At 65.4% G+C, this 15,253-nt stretch carries 15 protein-coding genes; 2 read left to right on the plus strand and 13 right to left on the minus strand.

Annotation, left to right across the window (positions count from 1 at the left end; all coding sequences use genetic code 11):
• Positions 1 to 9: 9 nt before the first annotated feature.
• The 5 genes from AB7F11_RS10200 to mnmG form a co-directional block, all read right to left on the minus strand.
• Entirely contained in the window at positions 10 to 549 is a 540-nt protein-coding gene (locus tag AB7F11_RS10200) for an RBBP9/YdeN family alpha/beta hydrolase (RefSeq protein ID WP_428291105.1), read from the minus strand.
• A gap of 16 nt (positions 550 to 565) precedes the next feature.
• Positions 566 to 1,336: a ParA family protein gene (locus AB7F11_RS10205; RefSeq protein ID WP_428291106.1), complete on the minus strand. Its 771-nt coding sequence runs from the start codon at positions 1,334 to 1,336 to the stop codon at positions 566 to 568.
• Between the two features lie 3 nt (positions 1,337 to 1,339).
• Complete coding sequence (locus AB7F11_RS10210) at positions 1,340 to 1,954, minus strand: LysE family transporter (protein WP_428291107.1); 615 nt, start codon at positions 1,952 to 1,954, stop codon at positions 1,340 to 1,342.
• 79 nt (positions 1,955 to 2,033) lie between these two features.
• Positions 2,034 to 2,708 carry a 16S rRNA (guanine(527)-N(7))-methyltransferase RsmG gene (gene rsmG / locus AB7F11_RS10215; protein ID WP_428291108.1) on the minus strand — a complete coding sequence of 225 codons (675 nt, stop codon included), beginning with the start codon at positions 2,706 to 2,708 and terminating at the stop codon, positions 2,034 to 2,036.
• Positions 2,705 to 4,678, minus strand: coding sequence for a tRNA uridine-5-carboxymethylaminomethyl(34) synthesis enzyme MnmG (gene mnmG, locus AB7F11_RS10220; protein WP_428291109.1), 1,974 nt, complete (start codon positions 4,676 to 4,678; stop codon positions 2,705 to 2,707). The genes rsmG and mnmG overlap by 4 nt, the downstream gene beginning before the upstream one ends.
• A gap of 171 nt (positions 4,679 to 4,849) precedes the next feature.
• On the opposite strand from mnmG, the gene AB7F11_RS10225 reads away from it, so the two are divergent.
• Together AB7F11_RS10225 and AB7F11_RS10230 are read left to right on the plus strand one after the other, a co-directional pair.
• Entirely contained in the window at positions 4,850 to 5,044 is a 195-nt protein-coding gene (locus AB7F11_RS10225; protein WP_428291110.1) for a YgaP family membrane protein, read from the plus strand.
• A 97-nt stretch (positions 5,045 to 5,141) separates the two neighbouring features.
• Positions 5,142 to 5,912, plus strand: coding sequence for a class II aldolase/adducin family protein (locus AB7F11_RS10230; RefSeq protein ID WP_428299973.1), 771 nt, complete (start codon positions 5,142 to 5,144; stop codon positions 5,910 to 5,912).
• 33 nt (positions 5,913 to 5,945) lie between these two features.
• On the opposite strand, the gene AB7F11_RS10235 is transcribed toward AB7F11_RS10230, so the two are convergent.
• The 8 genes from AB7F11_RS10235 to AB7F11_RS10270 form a co-directional block, all read right to left on the minus strand.
• Positions 5,946 to 6,689: a hypothetical protein gene (locus tag AB7F11_RS10235; RefSeq protein ID WP_428299972.1), complete on the minus strand. Its 744-nt coding sequence runs from the start codon at positions 6,687 to 6,689 to the stop codon at positions 5,946 to 5,948.
• A gap of 9 nt (positions 6,690 to 6,698) precedes the next feature.
• On the minus strand, positions 6,699 to 8,051 hold the full coding sequence (locus AB7F11_RS10240) for a type III glutamate--ammonia ligase (RefSeq protein WP_428290441.1): 1,353 nt from the start codon (positions 8,049 to 8,051) through the stop codon (positions 6,699 to 6,701).
• Positions 8,048 to 9,355, minus strand: a complete 1,308-nt coding sequence (gabT, locus tag AB7F11_RS10245) for a 4-aminobutyrate--2-oxoglutarate transaminase (protein ID WP_428290442.1) — start codon at positions 9,353 to 9,355, stop codon at positions 8,048 to 8,050. Before gabT ends, AB7F11_RS10240 begins: the two co-directional genes overlap by 4 nt.
• Positions 9,356 to 9,365: 10 nt before the next feature.
• Positions 9,366 to 10,856, minus strand: a complete 1,491-nt coding sequence (locus AB7F11_RS10250; protein ID WP_428290443.1) for an aldehyde dehydrogenase — start codon at positions 10,854 to 10,856, stop codon at positions 9,366 to 9,368.
• 254 nt (positions 10,857 to 11,110) lie between these two features.
• Complete coding sequence (locus tag AB7F11_RS10255; RefSeq protein ID WP_428290444.1) at positions 11,111 to 11,947, minus strand: ABC transporter permease; 837 nt, start codon at positions 11,945 to 11,947, stop codon at positions 11,111 to 11,113.
• Positions 11,944 to 12,861, minus strand: coding sequence for an ABC transporter permease (locus AB7F11_RS10260; RefSeq protein ID WP_428290445.1), 918 nt, complete (start codon positions 12,859 to 12,861; stop codon positions 11,944 to 11,946). The genes AB7F11_RS10255 and AB7F11_RS10260 overlap by 4 nt, the downstream gene beginning before the upstream one ends.
• A 2-nt stretch (positions 12,862 to 12,863) precedes the next feature.
• Complete coding sequence (locus AB7F11_RS10265) at positions 12,864 to 13,961, minus strand: ABC transporter ATP-binding protein (protein ID WP_428290446.1); 1,098 nt, start codon at positions 13,959 to 13,961, stop codon at positions 12,864 to 12,866.
• A gap of 102 nt (positions 13,962 to 14,063) precedes the next feature.
• A complete protein-coding gene (locus AB7F11_RS10270; RefSeq protein WP_428290447.1) occupies positions 14,064 to 15,242 on the minus strand; it encodes an extracellular solute-binding protein in 1,179 nt (392 codons plus the stop codon).
• Between the last annotated feature and the right edge of the window lie 11 nt (positions 15,243 to 15,253).

Below are 15,253 nucleotides of genomic sequence, written 5' to 3' on the forward strand. Positions count from 1 at the left end.
TTTCGGGGTTCAGAGGTTCATGAGTTCGACCAGCACCGCGTGGCCTTGCGGCCAGTCGCCAAGGCCGGATTCGGCATTGATGTGGCCGGCGCTGCCGAGGTCCACAAATCGCGAGCCCCAGGCGGAGGCCAAGGCCTGTGCGCGCTCGAAGCTGCAATACGGGTCGTTGCGGCTGCCCACCAGCACGCTGGGAAAAGGCAGGCGCTGCATGGCAACGGGCGACCAGCTCGGCAGCACCGGGCGCATTTCCTCGCGCTCGGCGTCACCCGGCGCCACCAGCAGAGCGGCTTTCACCCGGCCAGTGTTCTTGGAGTGCGAAGCCCAGGCCGCAGTGAGCAGGCAGCCCAGGCTGTGGGCCACCAGCACCGCCGGCTCGTCACAGCCCAGCAGCACGTCTTCGAGGCGGGCGGACCAGTCACCGCGCTTCGGATTCATCCAGTCGTGCTGGTCCACCCGACGGTAGCCATGGGTCGTTTCCCAGCGGCTTTGCCAGTGCGCGGGGCCGCTGTTCTGCCAGCCGGGAAGAATGAGGACGTTGTCTGGTTTCACGTGAAACAGGTTCGCTTCAAAGCTTCTGAATGCGCTCGACCATTTCCTGCGCGAAGGCCACAAAAGCCTGGCTTCCGCGCGCGGAGGGATCGAACACCACGCCCGGAAGGCCGTAGCTGGGTGCCTCAGCCAGGCGGACATTGCGCGGAATGACGGTGTCGAACACCTTGTCGCCGAAATGCGATTTGAGCTGTTCGCTCACCTGCTGCTGCAGGGTGATGCGGGGATCGAACATGACCCGCAGCAGGCCGATGATGGCGAGATCGGGGTTGAGGTTGGCATGCACTTGCTTGATGGTGTTGACCAGGTCGGTCAGCCCCTCGAGCGCGAAATACTCGCATTGCATGGGCACGATCACGCCATGCGCCGCGCACAGGCCATTGAGCGTGAGCATGCTCAGGGACGGCGGGCAGTCGATCAGGATGAAATCGAACTGGTCCGCCACATCCGCCAGGGCCGACTTCAGGCGCTTTTCACGCCGCTCCACCTCCACCAGCTCGACCTCGGCACCCGCCAGTTCGCGGTTGGCGCCGAGCACGTGGTAGCCGCACTTGTCCGAAAACACGGCCGCCTCATGGATGGAAGCCGATTCCAGCAGCACGTCGTAGACCGACAGCGCCATGCTGCGCTTGTCGACGCCCGAGCCCATGGTGGCATTGCCCTGCGGATCCAGATCGACCATCAGAACCCGCTGACCCACCTTGGCCAGGCCGGCGGCGAGGTTGACGGTGGTGGTGGTTTTTCCAACCCCGCCCTTTTGATTTGCCACGCAGAAAATCTTGGCCATCGCTTACTTTGAAATGGCCAGCTTGATGCCAAAACCAATCAGAAAGACGCCCGCCAGTTTCTCCAGCGCCCGGCCGATCTTTGGGTTGGCGCGCATGCGCTCGGCCAGGAAATGCGTGAGCAGCACGGCAGTGAGGCCATACAGAAAGGTGAGCACGGCCACGGTGGCGGCCATGGCGCCGAAGGTGGCCAGGCCCTGGTGGCGGGCGGGGTCCACGAACAGTGGGAAAAAGGCCATGTAGAACACGATGGCCTTGGGATTGAGCAGCGTGATGAGCGCCGCCTGCTGGAAATACTGGCGGGGGCGGATGTTGAGCACCGGCGCATCGCCGGGCCTGGCGGTCAACATTTTCCAGCCCAGCCAGGCCAGGTAGGCCGCGCCCAGCCACTGTACGGCGCTGAAGGCGGCGGGATAGGCCGTCAGCAAGGCGGCCACGCCCGCCACGGCCAGCCACATCAGCACCTGGTCGCCCGCGATCACGCCCAAAGTGGCCGCCAGGCCGCCACGCACGCCGCCTTTGCTGGTGGAGGTGATCAGCGCCAGGTTGCCCGGCCCGGGAATGAGCAAAAACACGATGATGGCCGCGACGAACGCGCCGTAATCCGCAATGCCGAACATGAAAGACCCCTGGAAAGTGGAGGGTCGAGTTTACGTGAACGGTCTTGCCCGACAGTGGCGCATTCTGCGCCTGTGCCGCTCAGGCCACAGAAGGCGGGCCGGGGCGCATCCAGACGATGCAGCGTTCGGCAGCGAGGCCGGGAACCTGAAGCGGTTCCACGTGAAACACGTCCACTGCACCACCCTCTGTCGAAAGGGTTGCGAGCTCGTCGCCCGGGTGTTTTCCCTTCATGGCCATCCAGATGCCCCCCTGCCCCAGCGCCTCGCGTGACCAACGGGTGAAGTCCAGCAGCGAGGCAAAGGCCCGCGCCGCCACCACGTCGTAGGCCGGCCCGGACAAGGCGTTGAGCGTTTCCACCCGCGCGTGCAGGCCGTGCAGATTGGGCAGCCTGAGGGTAGCCGCGGCCTGCTGGATGAACGCCGCCTTTTTGGCGACGGTGTCCACGCAAGTCACGTCGATCTGCGGGCAGGCGATGGCGATCACCACCCCGGGCAATCCGCCGCCAGAGCCTACATCGAGCAGTTTGACCGGGCGATTCCCGACCTGGGTCAACAGCGGCCCGACCACGGCCAGGCTGTCGAGCAGGTGGTGCGTCATCATCTCGGCGGGGTCCCGCACGGCCGTGAGGTTGTAGACCTTGTTCCATTTCTGAAGCAGGCCCAGAAATTCCAGCAACAGGTCGATCTGGCGGGCATCGAGGTCGAGTCGAAGCGTCTGCAGCCCGGCCTGCAGGGTGGCTCGCAATCCACTCATGCGGACAAATCGGCGGCCGCCGTCAGCGTGGCAAAGCCCTTGAAGCCACCCTTCTTCAGGTGGATGAGCAACAGAGAAATGCTCGCGGGCGTGATGCCCGAGATGCGCGAGGCCTGACCCAGGGTTTCCGGGCGGTGTCTGGCCAGTTTCTGCCGCGCCTCGAAAGACAAGGCGGTGACCTGCAAATAGTCCAGGTCGGCAGGCAGCTTCAGCCCCTCATAGTGGGCCGCACGCTCCACTTCGTTTTTCTGGCGGTCGATGTACCCCGCGTATTTGGCGGCGATCTCGACCTGTTCCACCACCGGCTCCAGCAGCTCGGCCAGTGTTTCACGTGAAACCTCGGACGATGCGTACCTGCCACCGTCCATGCCGACCAGATCGCCATGACTCACGCCAGGGCGTCGCAGCAAGTCGAACAGGTTGTGCTCGTGCTCAATGGCCTTGCCCAGCACCCGCTCGCTCTCGGCCGCCGGCAGATTGCGCGGGTTCACCCATGTGGCTTTCAGACGCTCGGTTTCACGTGAAACCGCGTCGCGCTTGCGGCAGAAGGTATTCCACTGGGCGTCCCCCACCAGCCCCAGGCGCCGCCCGGCTTCGGTCAGGCGCATATCGGCATTGTCTTCGCGCAGTTGCAGACGGAACTCGGCTCGGCTGGTGAACATGCGGTAGGGCTCCGTCACGCCCTGGGTCACGAGATCGTCCACCAGCACGCCGAGGTAGGCTTCGTCGCGGCGCGGCAGCCAGGCACCCTCCCCCCGGCACTGCAGCGCGGCGTTGATGCCCGCGAACAGGCCCTGCGCCGCCGCCTCCTCGTAGCCCGTGGTGCCGTTGATCTGCCCCGCAAAGAACAGACCGGCGATCTGCCTTGTCTCAAAGCTGTTCTTGAGCGAGCGCGGGTCGAAATAGTCGTATTCGATCGCATAACCTGGGCGCAGGATGTGGGCGTTCTCCAGCCCCGCCATGCTGCGCACCAACTGGTACTGGATATCAAATGGCAGGCTGGTCGAGATGCCGTTCGGATAGACCTCGTTGGTGGTCAGGCCCTCGGGTTCCAGGAAGATCTGGTGGCTGTCCTTGTCGGCAAATCGGTTGATCTTGTCTTCCACGCTCGGGCAATAGCGCGGGCCCACGCCCTCGATCTTGCCGGTGAACATGGGGCTGCGGTCGAAGCCGGAGCGGATGATGTCGTGCGTGCGCTCGTTGGTGTGCGTGATCCAGCAAGGCACCTGGCGCGGGTGCATCGCGGTGCTGCCCATGAAGCTGAACACCGGCACCGGCTGGTCTGCATTCATGCCCCCGGGCACACCGTCGCCGGGCTGTTCGGTGCATTTCGAGTAGTCGATGCTGCGGCCATCCAGGCGCGGCGGGGTGCCGGTTTTCAGGCGACCCTGAGGCAGTTTCAGCTCCTTCAGGCGCGCCGAAAGCGACACCGCCGGCGGGTCGCCCGCCCGGCCTGCCGCGTAGTTGTTCAGGCCCACATGGATCTTGCCATCCAGGAATGTGCCCGCCGTCAGCACCACCGTGCGACCACGGAAGCGTATGCCCACTTGCGTCACAGCCCCCGTCACACGGTCACCCTCGACCATCAGGTCGTCCACCGCTTGCTGGAAAAGCCACAGGTTCGGCTGGTTTTCCAGGGTGCGCCGAATCGCCGACTTGTAGAGCACACGGTCGGCCTGGGCGCGTGTGGCACGCACCGCCGGACCCTTGGAGCTGTTGAGGATGCGGAACTGGATGCCGCCCTCGTCGGTGGCCAGCGCCATGGCACCGCCGAGCGCGTCCACCTCTTTCACCAGGTGTCCCTTGCCGATGCCGCCGATCGAGGGGTTGCAGCTCATCTGGCCCAGCGTCTCGATGTTGTGCGTGAGCAGCAGCGTGGCGCAGCCCATGCGCGCGGCAGCCAGCGCGGCTTCGGTACCGGCGTGGCCACCGCCGACGACGATGACATCGAATTCCTGGGGGTACAACATGGTGCAGATCGCTTCGGAGAGGCACCGTGCGGACGGTGCCGGGACAACCCGCGATTCTCCCACCAACAGGGCGAGCGCGCCGGCTGATCCAGATCAAACACAGGTTGGCCCATGAGGCGCGTAATGGAGACGCGCCGAGCCGGCGCCCGTGTCACCCGACTGGAGAAACTCATGACCAAGAACGTAGGCGGCATCGACCGCACCCTGCGCATCCTCATCGGCCTGGCGCTCATTGCCGCGGCCGCCACCGGCACGGTGGGCCTGTGGGGTTACATCGGTGTGGTGCCGCTGCTCACCGGCCTGATCGGCTGGTGTCCGCCCTACGCCATGCTGGGCTTCAACACCTGCTCGATGAAGAAACCCTGATCCGGCGTCGCTGTCGATACAGCGACAACCCGAGGCCGTGTGGACGGCATACAGTGCGTGACAGGCCGCGCCGTCGATGCGGCCCAGGAGACACGCCATGCACATCCCTTCCCTCAAAGAACTCGTGAGCGCCGAAGAATGGGCGCTGCGCTGTGACCTTGCCGCGTGCTACCGCCTGGTGGCCGCCTACGGCTGGAGCGATCTGGTGTTCACCCACATCAGCGCCAAACTGCCCGAGAGCGTGACCGGTGGCGAGCACCATTTCCTGATCAACCCCTACGGGCTGATGTTCGACGAGATCACGGCGAGCAGCCTGGTCAAGGTCGACATGGCGTGCAACAAGCTGCACGAGTCACCCTTCCCGGTCAACCCGGCCGGCTTCGTGATCCACAGCGCGGTGCATGAGGCGCGGCCCGAGGCGGGCTGCGTGCTGCACACGCACACCCGCGCGGGCGTGGGCGTGAGCGCCCAGAAGGCCGGCATCCTGCCCATCAGCCAGCAGAGCACCTTTGTGCTGCACTCGCTCGCGTACCACGACTACGAAGGCGTGGCGCTGCGGCCCGAAGAAAAGGTGCGCCTGCAAGCCGACCTGGGCAACGCCAACTACCTCGTGCTGCGCAACCACGGCATGCTCACCGTGGGCCGCACCATCGCCGACGCCTTCCTGCACATGTACACGCTGGAGAACACCTGCCGCATCCAGATCGACGCGCAGGCCGGCGGCGGCGAACTCACCCAGGTGGACCCGTCCATCCTCGCCGGCATGGCCGACGTGATGCGCATCGCCACCGCCGGCCAGGGCGCCCAGCTGGCGTGGCCGGCGCTGCTGCGCAAGGCCGAACGGCTCGATCCGGGCTACCGGAGCTGAGCAGCCAGCGTTTCGGCCAGCGAGGCAGACCGCTCAGGGGGACGACACAGGCGCCACGAAAGCGGCCATGCCCTCGAGCACGGTGCGCAGGCGCACGAGCTCGCGCGAACCGTCCAGCCGCTTCGACCATGCGGCAATGCGCGAGACGCGTTGCAGGCGCGGCAGCAGGTGGATCACGAACGCTCGCAGTGCATGCCCACCCGGCCCCGATTCGTCGTAGGCCTGCAGCACCGCTCGCACCGCGCCCGGCCCCAGCGGCTGCAGGTAGCGCGCCAGCGACAGCAGCAGCTGGAGCATGTCATACACCTGCACGGTCTCCAGCGCCATGCCGGGTTGCAGACGCTCTTCGAAATCCAGCCGGGCAAATCGCTCGCCGTCCCAGGTGATGTTGCGAATCTGGGCGCCGCCGTGCCAATGACCGCGAGCGTGAAAGGCCGCCAGGTCGGTGCTGGCCGCGCACATCAACGCCAGCCATTCGGTTTCCGGCAGGCGGTGCAACTGGTGGTCCAGCGTGTCGCCCACGTCGCCGGTGGTCAGCGACTGACCGTTGAAGGCCAGCACCGGTGGCACGTGTTCACCGGCGGCAGCCAGGGCCCGCAGGCGTTCGTGCTCATAGGCCAGAAGGGCCACGCCGTCGGTCTGGCGCACCGCATGCCATGGCACCGGCACGCCGACGAAATGGGCGAACAACCAGATGCTCATCGACTTGCGCAGGCTGCGCAGCGGTCGATCGGCGGTCTTGGTCCAGGTCTTGAGGGCGGAGTTGGGCGGGTTCAACGGGGCCGATTATCCAGCGTTGGCGTACCGGTCCATTTCCCAGTCGCTGATCTGCTGGCTCCAGGCGTCCCACTCGGTGCGCTTGATCTGCAGAAACTGGCCGCAGAAGCCTTCACCCACCGCCTCGCGCAGGCCGGTGTTCTGCTCCAGCGCATCGAGGGCGGCATGCAGGTCGCGCGGCAGGCGTTCAGGCATCGGCAAGCCGCCCGCGTGGCGTTCATACAGGTCGTCCTCGCAGGGCGCCGGCATCGGCATCGCCTGGTCGATACCTGCCAGGCCAGCAGCCAGCGTGGCGGCCAGCGCGGCATAAACGTTGCACGAGGGATCGGGCAGGCGCCATTCCAGACGGCCGGCCACGGTGCGCACAAGGCAGGTGCGGTTGTTGTCGCCCACCGCCTTCCACACCGGCGACCAGGTGGTGCCCGAGGCGCTCGCGCTCGCGGCCAGGCGCCGGTAGCTGTTCACCGTGGGTGCGCACAGCGCGGTCAGCGCGTCGGCGTGGTGCAGCAGGCCGGCGGCAAACCGCTGGCCGGTCTCGCTCAGGCCCAGCGTGCCGGCGGGATCGGCCATCACGGCATGGCCTTTCTCATCGGCCAGGCTCAGGTGGAAATGCAGCCCACTCCCTGGCGCGTGCGCCAGCGGCTTGGGCATGGTGGAGAACACCAGGCCATGCTGATGGGCCACCGCCTGCGTGGCCAGCTTGAAGAGCTGGTAGCGGTCGGCAGCAGCCAGGGCGTCGTCGTGCCGGTAATTGATCTCGTACTGGCCACACGCGTCCTCGTGGTCCATCTGCTGGAGCTCGAAGCCCAGCGCATCCAGCGTCTGGCGCATGGCGTCCAGGAAACCGAAGTTGCGGCCGATCGCCGACAGGTCGTAGGACGGCTTGGCCAGCCGGTCTTCGGCGTCGGCCACCTGCCAGCCGAGCTTCCCGCCGTTTGCGGCCTGGCGCCGCAGCAGGAAAAATTCCGGCTCGATGCCGACCCACAGCGTCCAGCCTCGGGCCTTCAACCGCGCCACCTGGCGCTGCAGCACCTGGCGCGAACAGGTGTCCAGCGGCTCATCACCGGCAAACCCGTCGCACACGGCATGCGCCACCCCTGGCATGAAGGGCAATGGGCGCAGGCTCTCGGGCCGCACGCGGCCCATGTACTCGCTGCGCGCGCCCATGCGCGGCAGGCCAGTGCCCGTGATGCTCGGGCCGGAAAATCCGGCGCCGATGTCCACCGCGCTGGCCAGCGCGGACAGCGGCACCAGCTTGCCCTTGGGCACGCCCTGCAGATCGGTGAACGTGGCCAGCACCGAGTGGATGCCCTGCGCTCGCAAGGTGGCGATGCGCTCCTCCAGCGTGGGAAGGCGACTCAAGCCAGCACCTCGGCCATGGCCGCGTCCAGCACCGCCAGGGCCTCGTCGAACACGTTGTCCTCGATGGTCAGCGGGAACAGGAAGCGGATCACGTTGGCGTACACGCCGCAGGTCAGCAGCAGCAGGCCGCGCTTCAGGGCCGCCGCCTGCACGCGCTTGGTGACGTCCGCATCGGGCGCACCAGTGGTCGGGTCGTTGAACTCGCAGGCCACCATGGCACCCAGGCCGCGCACATCGCCAATGCGGCGGTACTTGGCCTGGGCGGCGTTCAGGTGGGCGATGAGCCGGTCGCCCAGCCGCTGCGCGCGCTCGGGCAACCCCTCTTCCAGCATCACGTCCAGCACCGCGTGCGAGGCCGCAATGGCCAGCGGGTTGCCAGCGTAGGTACCACCCAGCCCGCCCGGCGCCGGGCCATCCATGATGGCGGCCTTGCCGCTCACCGCCGAGAGCGTGGTGCCGCCGGCCATGCTCTTGGCCATGGTCATGAGGTCGGGGCTCACGCCGAAGTGCTCCAGTGCAAACATCTTCCCGGTGCGCGCAAAGCCAGTCTGCACCTCGTCGGCCACCAGCAGCATGCCGTGCTGGTCGCACAGCTCACGCAACCACTTCACAGCCGCCGGCTGGATCACGTTGAAGCCACCCTCGCCCTGCACCGGTTCAAACACGATGGCCGCCACGCGCGAGGGCTCGATGTCGCACTTGAAGAGCTGCTCCATCGCGTGCTTCGTGTCGTCCAGCGAACTGCAATGGCAGGGAAACGGTACGTGGTAGATCTCGGGCGGGAACGGGCCGAATCCCGCCTTGTACGGCTGCACCTTGCCGGTGAGCGCCACCGAGAACATGCTGCGGCCGTGGAACGCGCCACCGAAGGCGATGACGCCACTGCGCCCGGTGCTGCTGCGTGCGATCTTCATCGCATTTTCGATCGCCTCCGCGCCGGTGGAGAAGAACGCCGTTTTCACCGGCCCGTCGATCGGCACCAGCTCATTGATGCGCTCGGCCAGCGCCACGTATTCGGTGTAGGGCACCACCTGGTAACAGCTGTGCGTGAAGCGCTCCAGCTGCGCGGCAATGGCGGCCTGTACCTTGGGGTGCACGTGGCCGGTGTTGAGCACCGCGATGCCGCCGGCAAAGTCAATGAAGCGACGCCCCTCGATGTCCCAGAACTCGGCGTTCTTCGCACGCTCGATGAAGAAATCCCCCATCACGCCCACGCCGCGCGGCGTGGCGGCGAGCCGTCGCGCGTGCCAGGCGGCGTTGGTGTGCGGCGCGTTGAGGTGCTCGGACTTTTGCGGTGCGTTCATGTCGGTCTCCTTAAACAGGACTGTCAATCCGTATCCAGGTCGTCTTCGTTTCGGTGTACTTGTCGAACGCGTGCAGCGACTTGTCGCGCCCTACGCCGCTCTGCTTGAAGCCACCGAAAGGCACGGTGATGTCGTCTTCGTCGTACTGGTTCACGTGCACCGTGCCGGCCCGCAGCGCACGCGCCACGCCGTGCGCCTTGTTGATGTCGCGCGTCCACACCGCCGCCTGCAGGCCGTACACACTGCGGTTGGCCTGCTTCACCACGTCGGCCGCATCGGTGAACGACAGCACCGACAGCACCGGGCCGAAGATCTCTTCGCGAGCAATCGTCATCTGCGGCGTCACGCCGTCGAAGATGGTGGGCAGCACATAGTGGCCACCCTTCACCGGCTCGGCCGATTCGCCACCCGCCAGCAGCGTCGCGCCTTCGCTCTTGCCCAGTCCGATGTAGCGCATCACGTTGTCCTTCTGCACCTGGTCAACGATGGCGCCCATCACCGTGCCCTTCTCCAGCGGGTTGCCCGGCTGGTACTGCGGCACCAGCTTCAGCGCCTTGTCCAGGAAGGCGTCCTTGATCGACGCCTCCACAAACAGGCGCGAGGGCGCGTTGCAGCTCTCGCCCTGGTTGAAGAAGATGCTGCCCACCGCCGCCTCCACCGCCTTGTCCAGGTCCGGACAGTCGGCGAACACGATGTTGGGGGACTTGCCACCCAGCTCCGTCCAGGCACGTTTCAAGTTGCTCTGCCCGGCCATCACGTGAATCTGCTTGCCAACGCGCGTGCTGCCAGTGAAGGCAATGCAGTCCACGTCCATGTGCAGCGCCAGCGGCGAGCCCGCCTCGGGGCCATAGCCCGGCACCACGTTGAACACCCCGGGCGGAATGCCGGCGGCCAGCGCCAGCTCGGCCAGGCGCAACGCGGTCAACGGGCTCTTCTCGCTCGGCTTCAACACCACCGAGTTGCCCGCCGCCAGGGCCGGCGCGATCTTCCACGCCGCCATGATCATGGGGTAGTTCCACGGCACGATCACGCCCACCACACCCACCGGCTCCCGCGTGATGAGCGCCAGCGCGTTGCGACCCGTGGGCGCGATCTCGTCGTACACCTTGTCCACCGCCTCGCCGTACCAGCGAATGCAGTTGGCCGCGCTGTTCACGTCCACACTGCGCGCGTACTTCACCGGCTTGCCCATGTCCAGCGTCTCGGTCAGGGCCAGCTCGTCGGCATGGGCCAGGAGCTGCTCGGCGAACTTGATCATCAGCCGCTTGCGCTGCGCCGGCGCCATACCGCTCCAGCGGCCATCTTCAAAGGCGGTGCGCGCGGCCGTCACGGCGGCGTCGATGTCGCCCTCGCCGCAACGCGCCACGGCGGTGAGCAACCGGCCGTCCACCGGCGAGAGGCAGTCAAATGTCTGGCCATCGCGCGCGGCGACGCGCTCGCCGTTGATGAAGGCACGGCCGTCGAAGGTGAGGGATGAGGCCTGGGGCGAGAGGGTGGTCATGGTGGCGAGTGAATAAACCCCCGTTCGCCTTGAGCCTGCCCTTTGACACGCTCAGGATGATCGGGAGTGGGGCTTCGACAGGCTCAGCCCGAACGGAGGGGATGAACGAGTGACCTCATGCTACGCCCAGAACAAGCAAAGTAGCCAGTCCACTTTGCCAAAGCTGGCCCGCTCCGCATGACGCATACCGGACCAGAACGCCGCGGAACTGGCTCCGCCGGGCCGCAGGCGTTGCCCCCTGCGGCGCGGAGGGGTCAACTTTTCAAAGCCGCCGCAATCTCCCGCTCGCGTTTTCGCGTCGCCCGCGCCACCCAGATGGCGTAGCTCACGATCACGATGGTCACCGTCACGATCAGCAACGTGGCCGCCGCATAGATGGTGGGATTGATGCCGCGCCGGGCGTAGCCGAAGATCACCTGCGGCAGCGTGTTCACGCCCGGCCCCGAGAGGAATTCGGAAATCACCACGTCGTCGAACGACAGCGTGAAGGCCAGCAGGAAGGCCGCAAGCAAGGCCTGGAAAATGTTGGGCAGCGTGATGAGGAAGAACACCTGGTGCGGCCTTGCGCCGAGATCCATGGCGGCTTCTTCGATGGAGCGGTCCATCTCCATCAGGCGCGACTGGATGACCACCATGCCATAGGCCATGCCGAGCAATGTGTGCCCCAGGATGATGGTGAGCATGCCGCGCTGCGGCCAGCCAAACAGGTTCTGCGCGCCCACCGCGAGCAGCAGCAGCGACAGGCCGATGATCACCTCGGGCATCACCAGCGGCGCGTTCACCATGCCGCTGAAAATGGTGCGGCCCAGAAAGCGCCGGTAGCGCACGAGCACGAAGGCGGCAAAGGTGGCCAGGACGGCCGAGAGCAGGCCAGTGATGGTCGCCACCTTGAGCGAGAGCCAGAAGCCTTCAACGATCTTGGTGTCGCGCGTGAGCGCCTCGTACCAGCGCAGCGAAAAGCCGGTGAAGCGGGCGTCCTGCCGCGTGCTGTTGAACGAGAACACGATCATGAACAGCAGCGGCAGGTACAGGAAGGCGAACACCAGCGCCAGCCACGCCTTGCCGAAGTGTTTTTCCAGGAAGGGTTTCATGCCTTGCCTCCTTCGCTGCGTTCACTCGCGTATCGGTAGTAGAAGGCCAGCGGGATCACGATGATGGCGATCATCACCACCGCGAGCGCGGTGGCGCGGGGCCAGTCGTTGGCGGTGAACATCTCGTCCCACACCACGCGCCCGATCATCAGGTTCTCCGGCCCACCCAGCAGGGAAGGAATCACGAATTCGCCCACGCAGGGGATGAACACCAGCATGAAGCCGGCCACGATACCGGCCTTGGACAGCGGCACGGTCACCAGCCAGAACGCCTTGAACGGTGTGGTGCCCAGGTCGTACGCTGCTTCGAGCAGGCGAAAGTCCATCTTCACCAGGTTCGCGTAGAGCGGCAGCACCATGAACGGCAGGTACACATAGGTCATGCCGATCAGCATGGACACGTTGGTGTAGAGCATGGGGATGGGCTCGCTGATCAGCCCCAGGGTCATCATCAGCCGGTTGAGCACGCCCTGGTCGGCCAGGATGCCTTTCCATGCGTAGACACGCAGCAGGAACGAGGTCCAGAACGGCAGCATCACCATGAGCAGCAGCGCCGGGCGCACGCTGGCCGGGGAGCGCGCGATGAAGTAGGCAAACGGGTAGCCGATCGCCAGGCAGAGAATGGCGGTGCACAGCGCGTACCAGATCGAGCGCACATAGGCGTCGATGTAGAGCGTGCGGAACCAGGGCTCGCCCTCGGACACCCGGAAGATGGAGAGGTAGTTCTCGTACTTCAGGCTCAGGATGCCGGTGACCGGGTCCCAGATCGGCTTGAACGGGCTGATGTCGCCGCCCATGTCCACGAAGCTGATGTAGAGCAGGATCAGGAACGGCAGGAAGAAGAACACCAGCAGCCACACATAGGGCACGCCGATGACGAAGCGTTTACCGGGAACGGGGATGGGTGCGGCCATGGTCAATCCCTCAAGACGACACCGGCGCTGTCGTCCCACCAGAAGAACACGTTGTCTTCCCAGGTGATGTCGGACAGGTCGTGGCGCGAGGTGTTGGCCTCGGTGATCTTCACCTTGGAGCCGTCGCTGGCCACCACGATGTAGGTGTTGTACGAGCCGAAGTACGCGATTTCCTTGACCTTGCCGGTGAACACGTTGGGCCCGGCATCGGCGGGTGGCCGTTGCTTGCTGATTTCGAGCTTCTCGGGACGCACGGCAATGGCGACCGGCATGTTGAGCGTGCCGCTCACGCCATGGCCCACCTGGATCTCGCCGATGCCGGTGGAGGCTGCGCAACGGTCGGCCTCGTCCACGCTGAGCTTGCCTTCGAACAGATTCACATTGCCGATGAAGTCGGCCACGAAGCGGTTGGTCGGGTGCTCGTAGATTTCTTCCGGCGTGCCCACCTGCAGCACGCGCCCCTTGCTCATGATGGCGATGCGGCTGGCCATGGTCATGGCCTCTTCCTGGTCGTGCGTGACCATCACCACCGTCACGCCCACCTTCTCGATGATGTTCACCAGTTCGAACTGAGTCTGCTCGCGCAGTTTCTTGTCCAGCGCGCCCAGGGGTTCGTCGAGCAACAGCATCTTGGGCCGCTTGGCCAGGCTGCGCGCCAACGCCACGCGCTGCTGCTGCCCGCCCGAAAGCTGGTGCGGCTTGCGCTTGGCGTAGGGCGTGAGCTGCACCAGACCCAGCATCTCGTCGGTGCGCTGCTGGATTTCCGCCTTTGGCAATCCCTCGCGCTTGAGCCCGAAGGCCACGTTTTCCCAGATGTTGAGGTGGGGAAACAACGCGTACGACTGGAACATCATGTTCACTGGACGCTCGTAGGGCGGCATGGCCGCCACGTCCTGCCCGCCGAGCAGGATGCGGCCCGACGTGGGTTTCTCGAAACCGGCGAGCATGCGCAGCAGGGTGGATTTTCCACAACCCGAGCTGCCCAGCAGCGCAAAGATTTCACCCTTGCCGATGGACAGCGAGACCTCGTCCACCGCCACCGCCTCGTCAAACCGTTTGACCAGTTTCTCGGTCACCAGGAAACCCGATGTGTCTGCCATGTTGAAGTCCGTTTCTCTTGTTTCGCCTGCCCAGTCAAAAGGGCTGTTCGACCCGGAGGAAGAACAGCCCTTGGTACGCCCGATCGGTATCGGATGCGTCGATTACTTGCCGCGCTTGAAGGCGTTGTAGGTCTCGTTGACCACGCTGGACACTTCGTTGGAGAAGCCGCCGGTCGGAATCAGGCGAGCCGTGTCCTCAGGGCTCAGGAAGATGGTCTTGTTGCCCTTGACCTCGTCCTTGATGTCAGCGAGCGCGGCCTTGTTGCCGGTGGGGTAGTTCATCTCGTTGGCCATGGCTGCACCGTTGGCGGCGCGCAGGTAGAAGTCCATGAACAGGTGCGCGTTGTTCGGATGCTTGGCGTCCTTGGGAATGGCCATGGTGTCGATGAACACCAGACCACCGCCGGTGGGCAGCAGGGGAACGATCTCGTCCTTGCCGCCGGTTTCCTTCACGCGGTCTGCAGCGATGTTGATGTCGCCCGACCAGCCAATGAACGCGCAAGCCTTGCCGCCCGCGATGTCGTCGATCATGGTGCTGGAGAACAGGCGCACGTCCTTGCGCACCTTCTTCAGCATCTCACCCGCGGCCTTGAAGTCTTCCGGGTTCTCGCTGTAGGCAGGCTTGCCCACGTAGTGAAGCGCCACCGGCAGGATCTCGCTGGGCGAGTCCAGGTAGGCAATGCCGCAAGAACGCAGCTTGCTCGAGTACTCGGGCTTGAACACCAGGTCCCACGCGTTCTCGGGCATTGGCATGCCACCCAGCGCCTTTTCAACCTTCTGCTTGTTGATGCCCACCGTGGTGAAACCCCAGGCCCAGGGCACCAGGTGCTTGTTCTCCGGGTCCACGCCGGCAATCTTGGCCATGAAATCGGCGTCGAGGTTCGCGTAGTTGGGGATCTTGCTCTTGTCGATCGGCTGGTACAGACCACCGTCGATCTGCTTCTTGGCGAAGCCGGCGGTGGGGATCACGATGTCATAGCCCGAATTGCCAGCCACCAGCTTGGCGTGCAGCGCCTCGTTGTTCTCGAAGGTGTCGTAGTTGACCTTGATGCCGTACTCCTTCTCGAAGTCGGCGACCAGGGTCTCGGTGATGTAGTCGGGCCAGTTGTAGATGTTGAGAACCTTCTCGTCGTCCAGCATCGGGCCGGGTGGCGGCGCGGGCGCAGCCGGGGCCGCAGCCACCGGTGCCGGCGCGGCGGGTGCGGCCGCAGGCTCTTCTTTCTTGCCACAGGCGGCCAGCAGGACGGCTGACATCGCGAGAACCAGGACGTGCTTTTTCATGGTGTTGCTCA

The sequence above is a fragment of the Hydrogenophaga sp. genome, assembly GCF_050250835.1.
GTDB lineage: Bacteria > Pseudomonadota > Gammaproteobacteria > Burkholderiales > Burkholderiaceae_C > Hydrogenophaga.

Excerpts from the sequence above, each read along its gene's own strand:
- AB7F11_RS10210 (WP_428291107.1), bottom strand. The coding sequence starts at position 1,954 with ATGTTCGGCATTGCGGATTACGGCGCGTTCGTCGCGGCCATCATCGTG.
- AB7F11_RS10230 (WP_428299973.1), top strand. The coding sequence starts at position 5,142 with ATGCACATCCCTTCCCTCAAAGAACTCGTGAGCGCCGAAGAATGGGCG.
- gabT (WP_428290442.1), bottom strand. The coding sequence starts at position 9,355 with ATGAACGCACCGCAAAAGTCCGAGCACCTCAACGCGCCGCACACCAAC.
- AB7F11_RS10260 (WP_428290445.1), bottom strand. The coding sequence starts at position 12,861 with ATGGCCGCACCCATCCCCGTTCCCGGTAAACGCTTCGTCATCGGCGTG.
- AB7F11_RS10270 (WP_428290447.1), bottom strand. The coding sequence starts at position 15,242 with ATGAAAAAGCACGTCCTGGTTCTCGCGATGTCAGCCGTCCTGCTGGCC.
- AB7F11_RS10205 (WP_428291106.1), bottom strand. The coding sequence starts at position 1,336 with ATGGCCAAGATTTTCTGCGTGGCAAATCAAAAGGGCGGGGTTGGAAAA.
- AB7F11_RS10265 (WP_428290446.1), bottom strand. The coding sequence starts at position 13,961 with ATGGCAGACACATCGGGTTTCCTGGTGACCGAGAAACTGGTCAAACGG.
- mnmG (WP_428291109.1), bottom strand. The coding sequence starts at position 4,678 with ATGTTGTACCCCCAGGAATTCGATGTCATCGTCGTCGGCGGTGGCCAC.
- AB7F11_RS10250 (WP_428290443.1), bottom strand. The coding sequence starts at position 10,856 with ATGACCACCCTCTCGCCCCAGGCCTCATCCCTCACCTTCGACGGCCGT.
- AB7F11_RS10255 (WP_428290444.1), bottom strand. The coding sequence starts at position 11,947 with ATGAAACCCTTCCTGGAAAAACACTTCGGCAAGGCGTGGCTGGCGCTG.
- rsmG (WP_428291108.1), bottom strand. The coding sequence starts at position 2,708 with ATGAGTGGATTGCGAGCCACCCTGCAGGCCGGGCTGCAGACGCTTCGA.
- AB7F11_RS10225 (WP_428291110.1), top strand. The coding sequence starts at position 4,850 with ATGACCAAGAACGTAGGCGGCATCGACCGCACCCTGCGCATCCTCATC.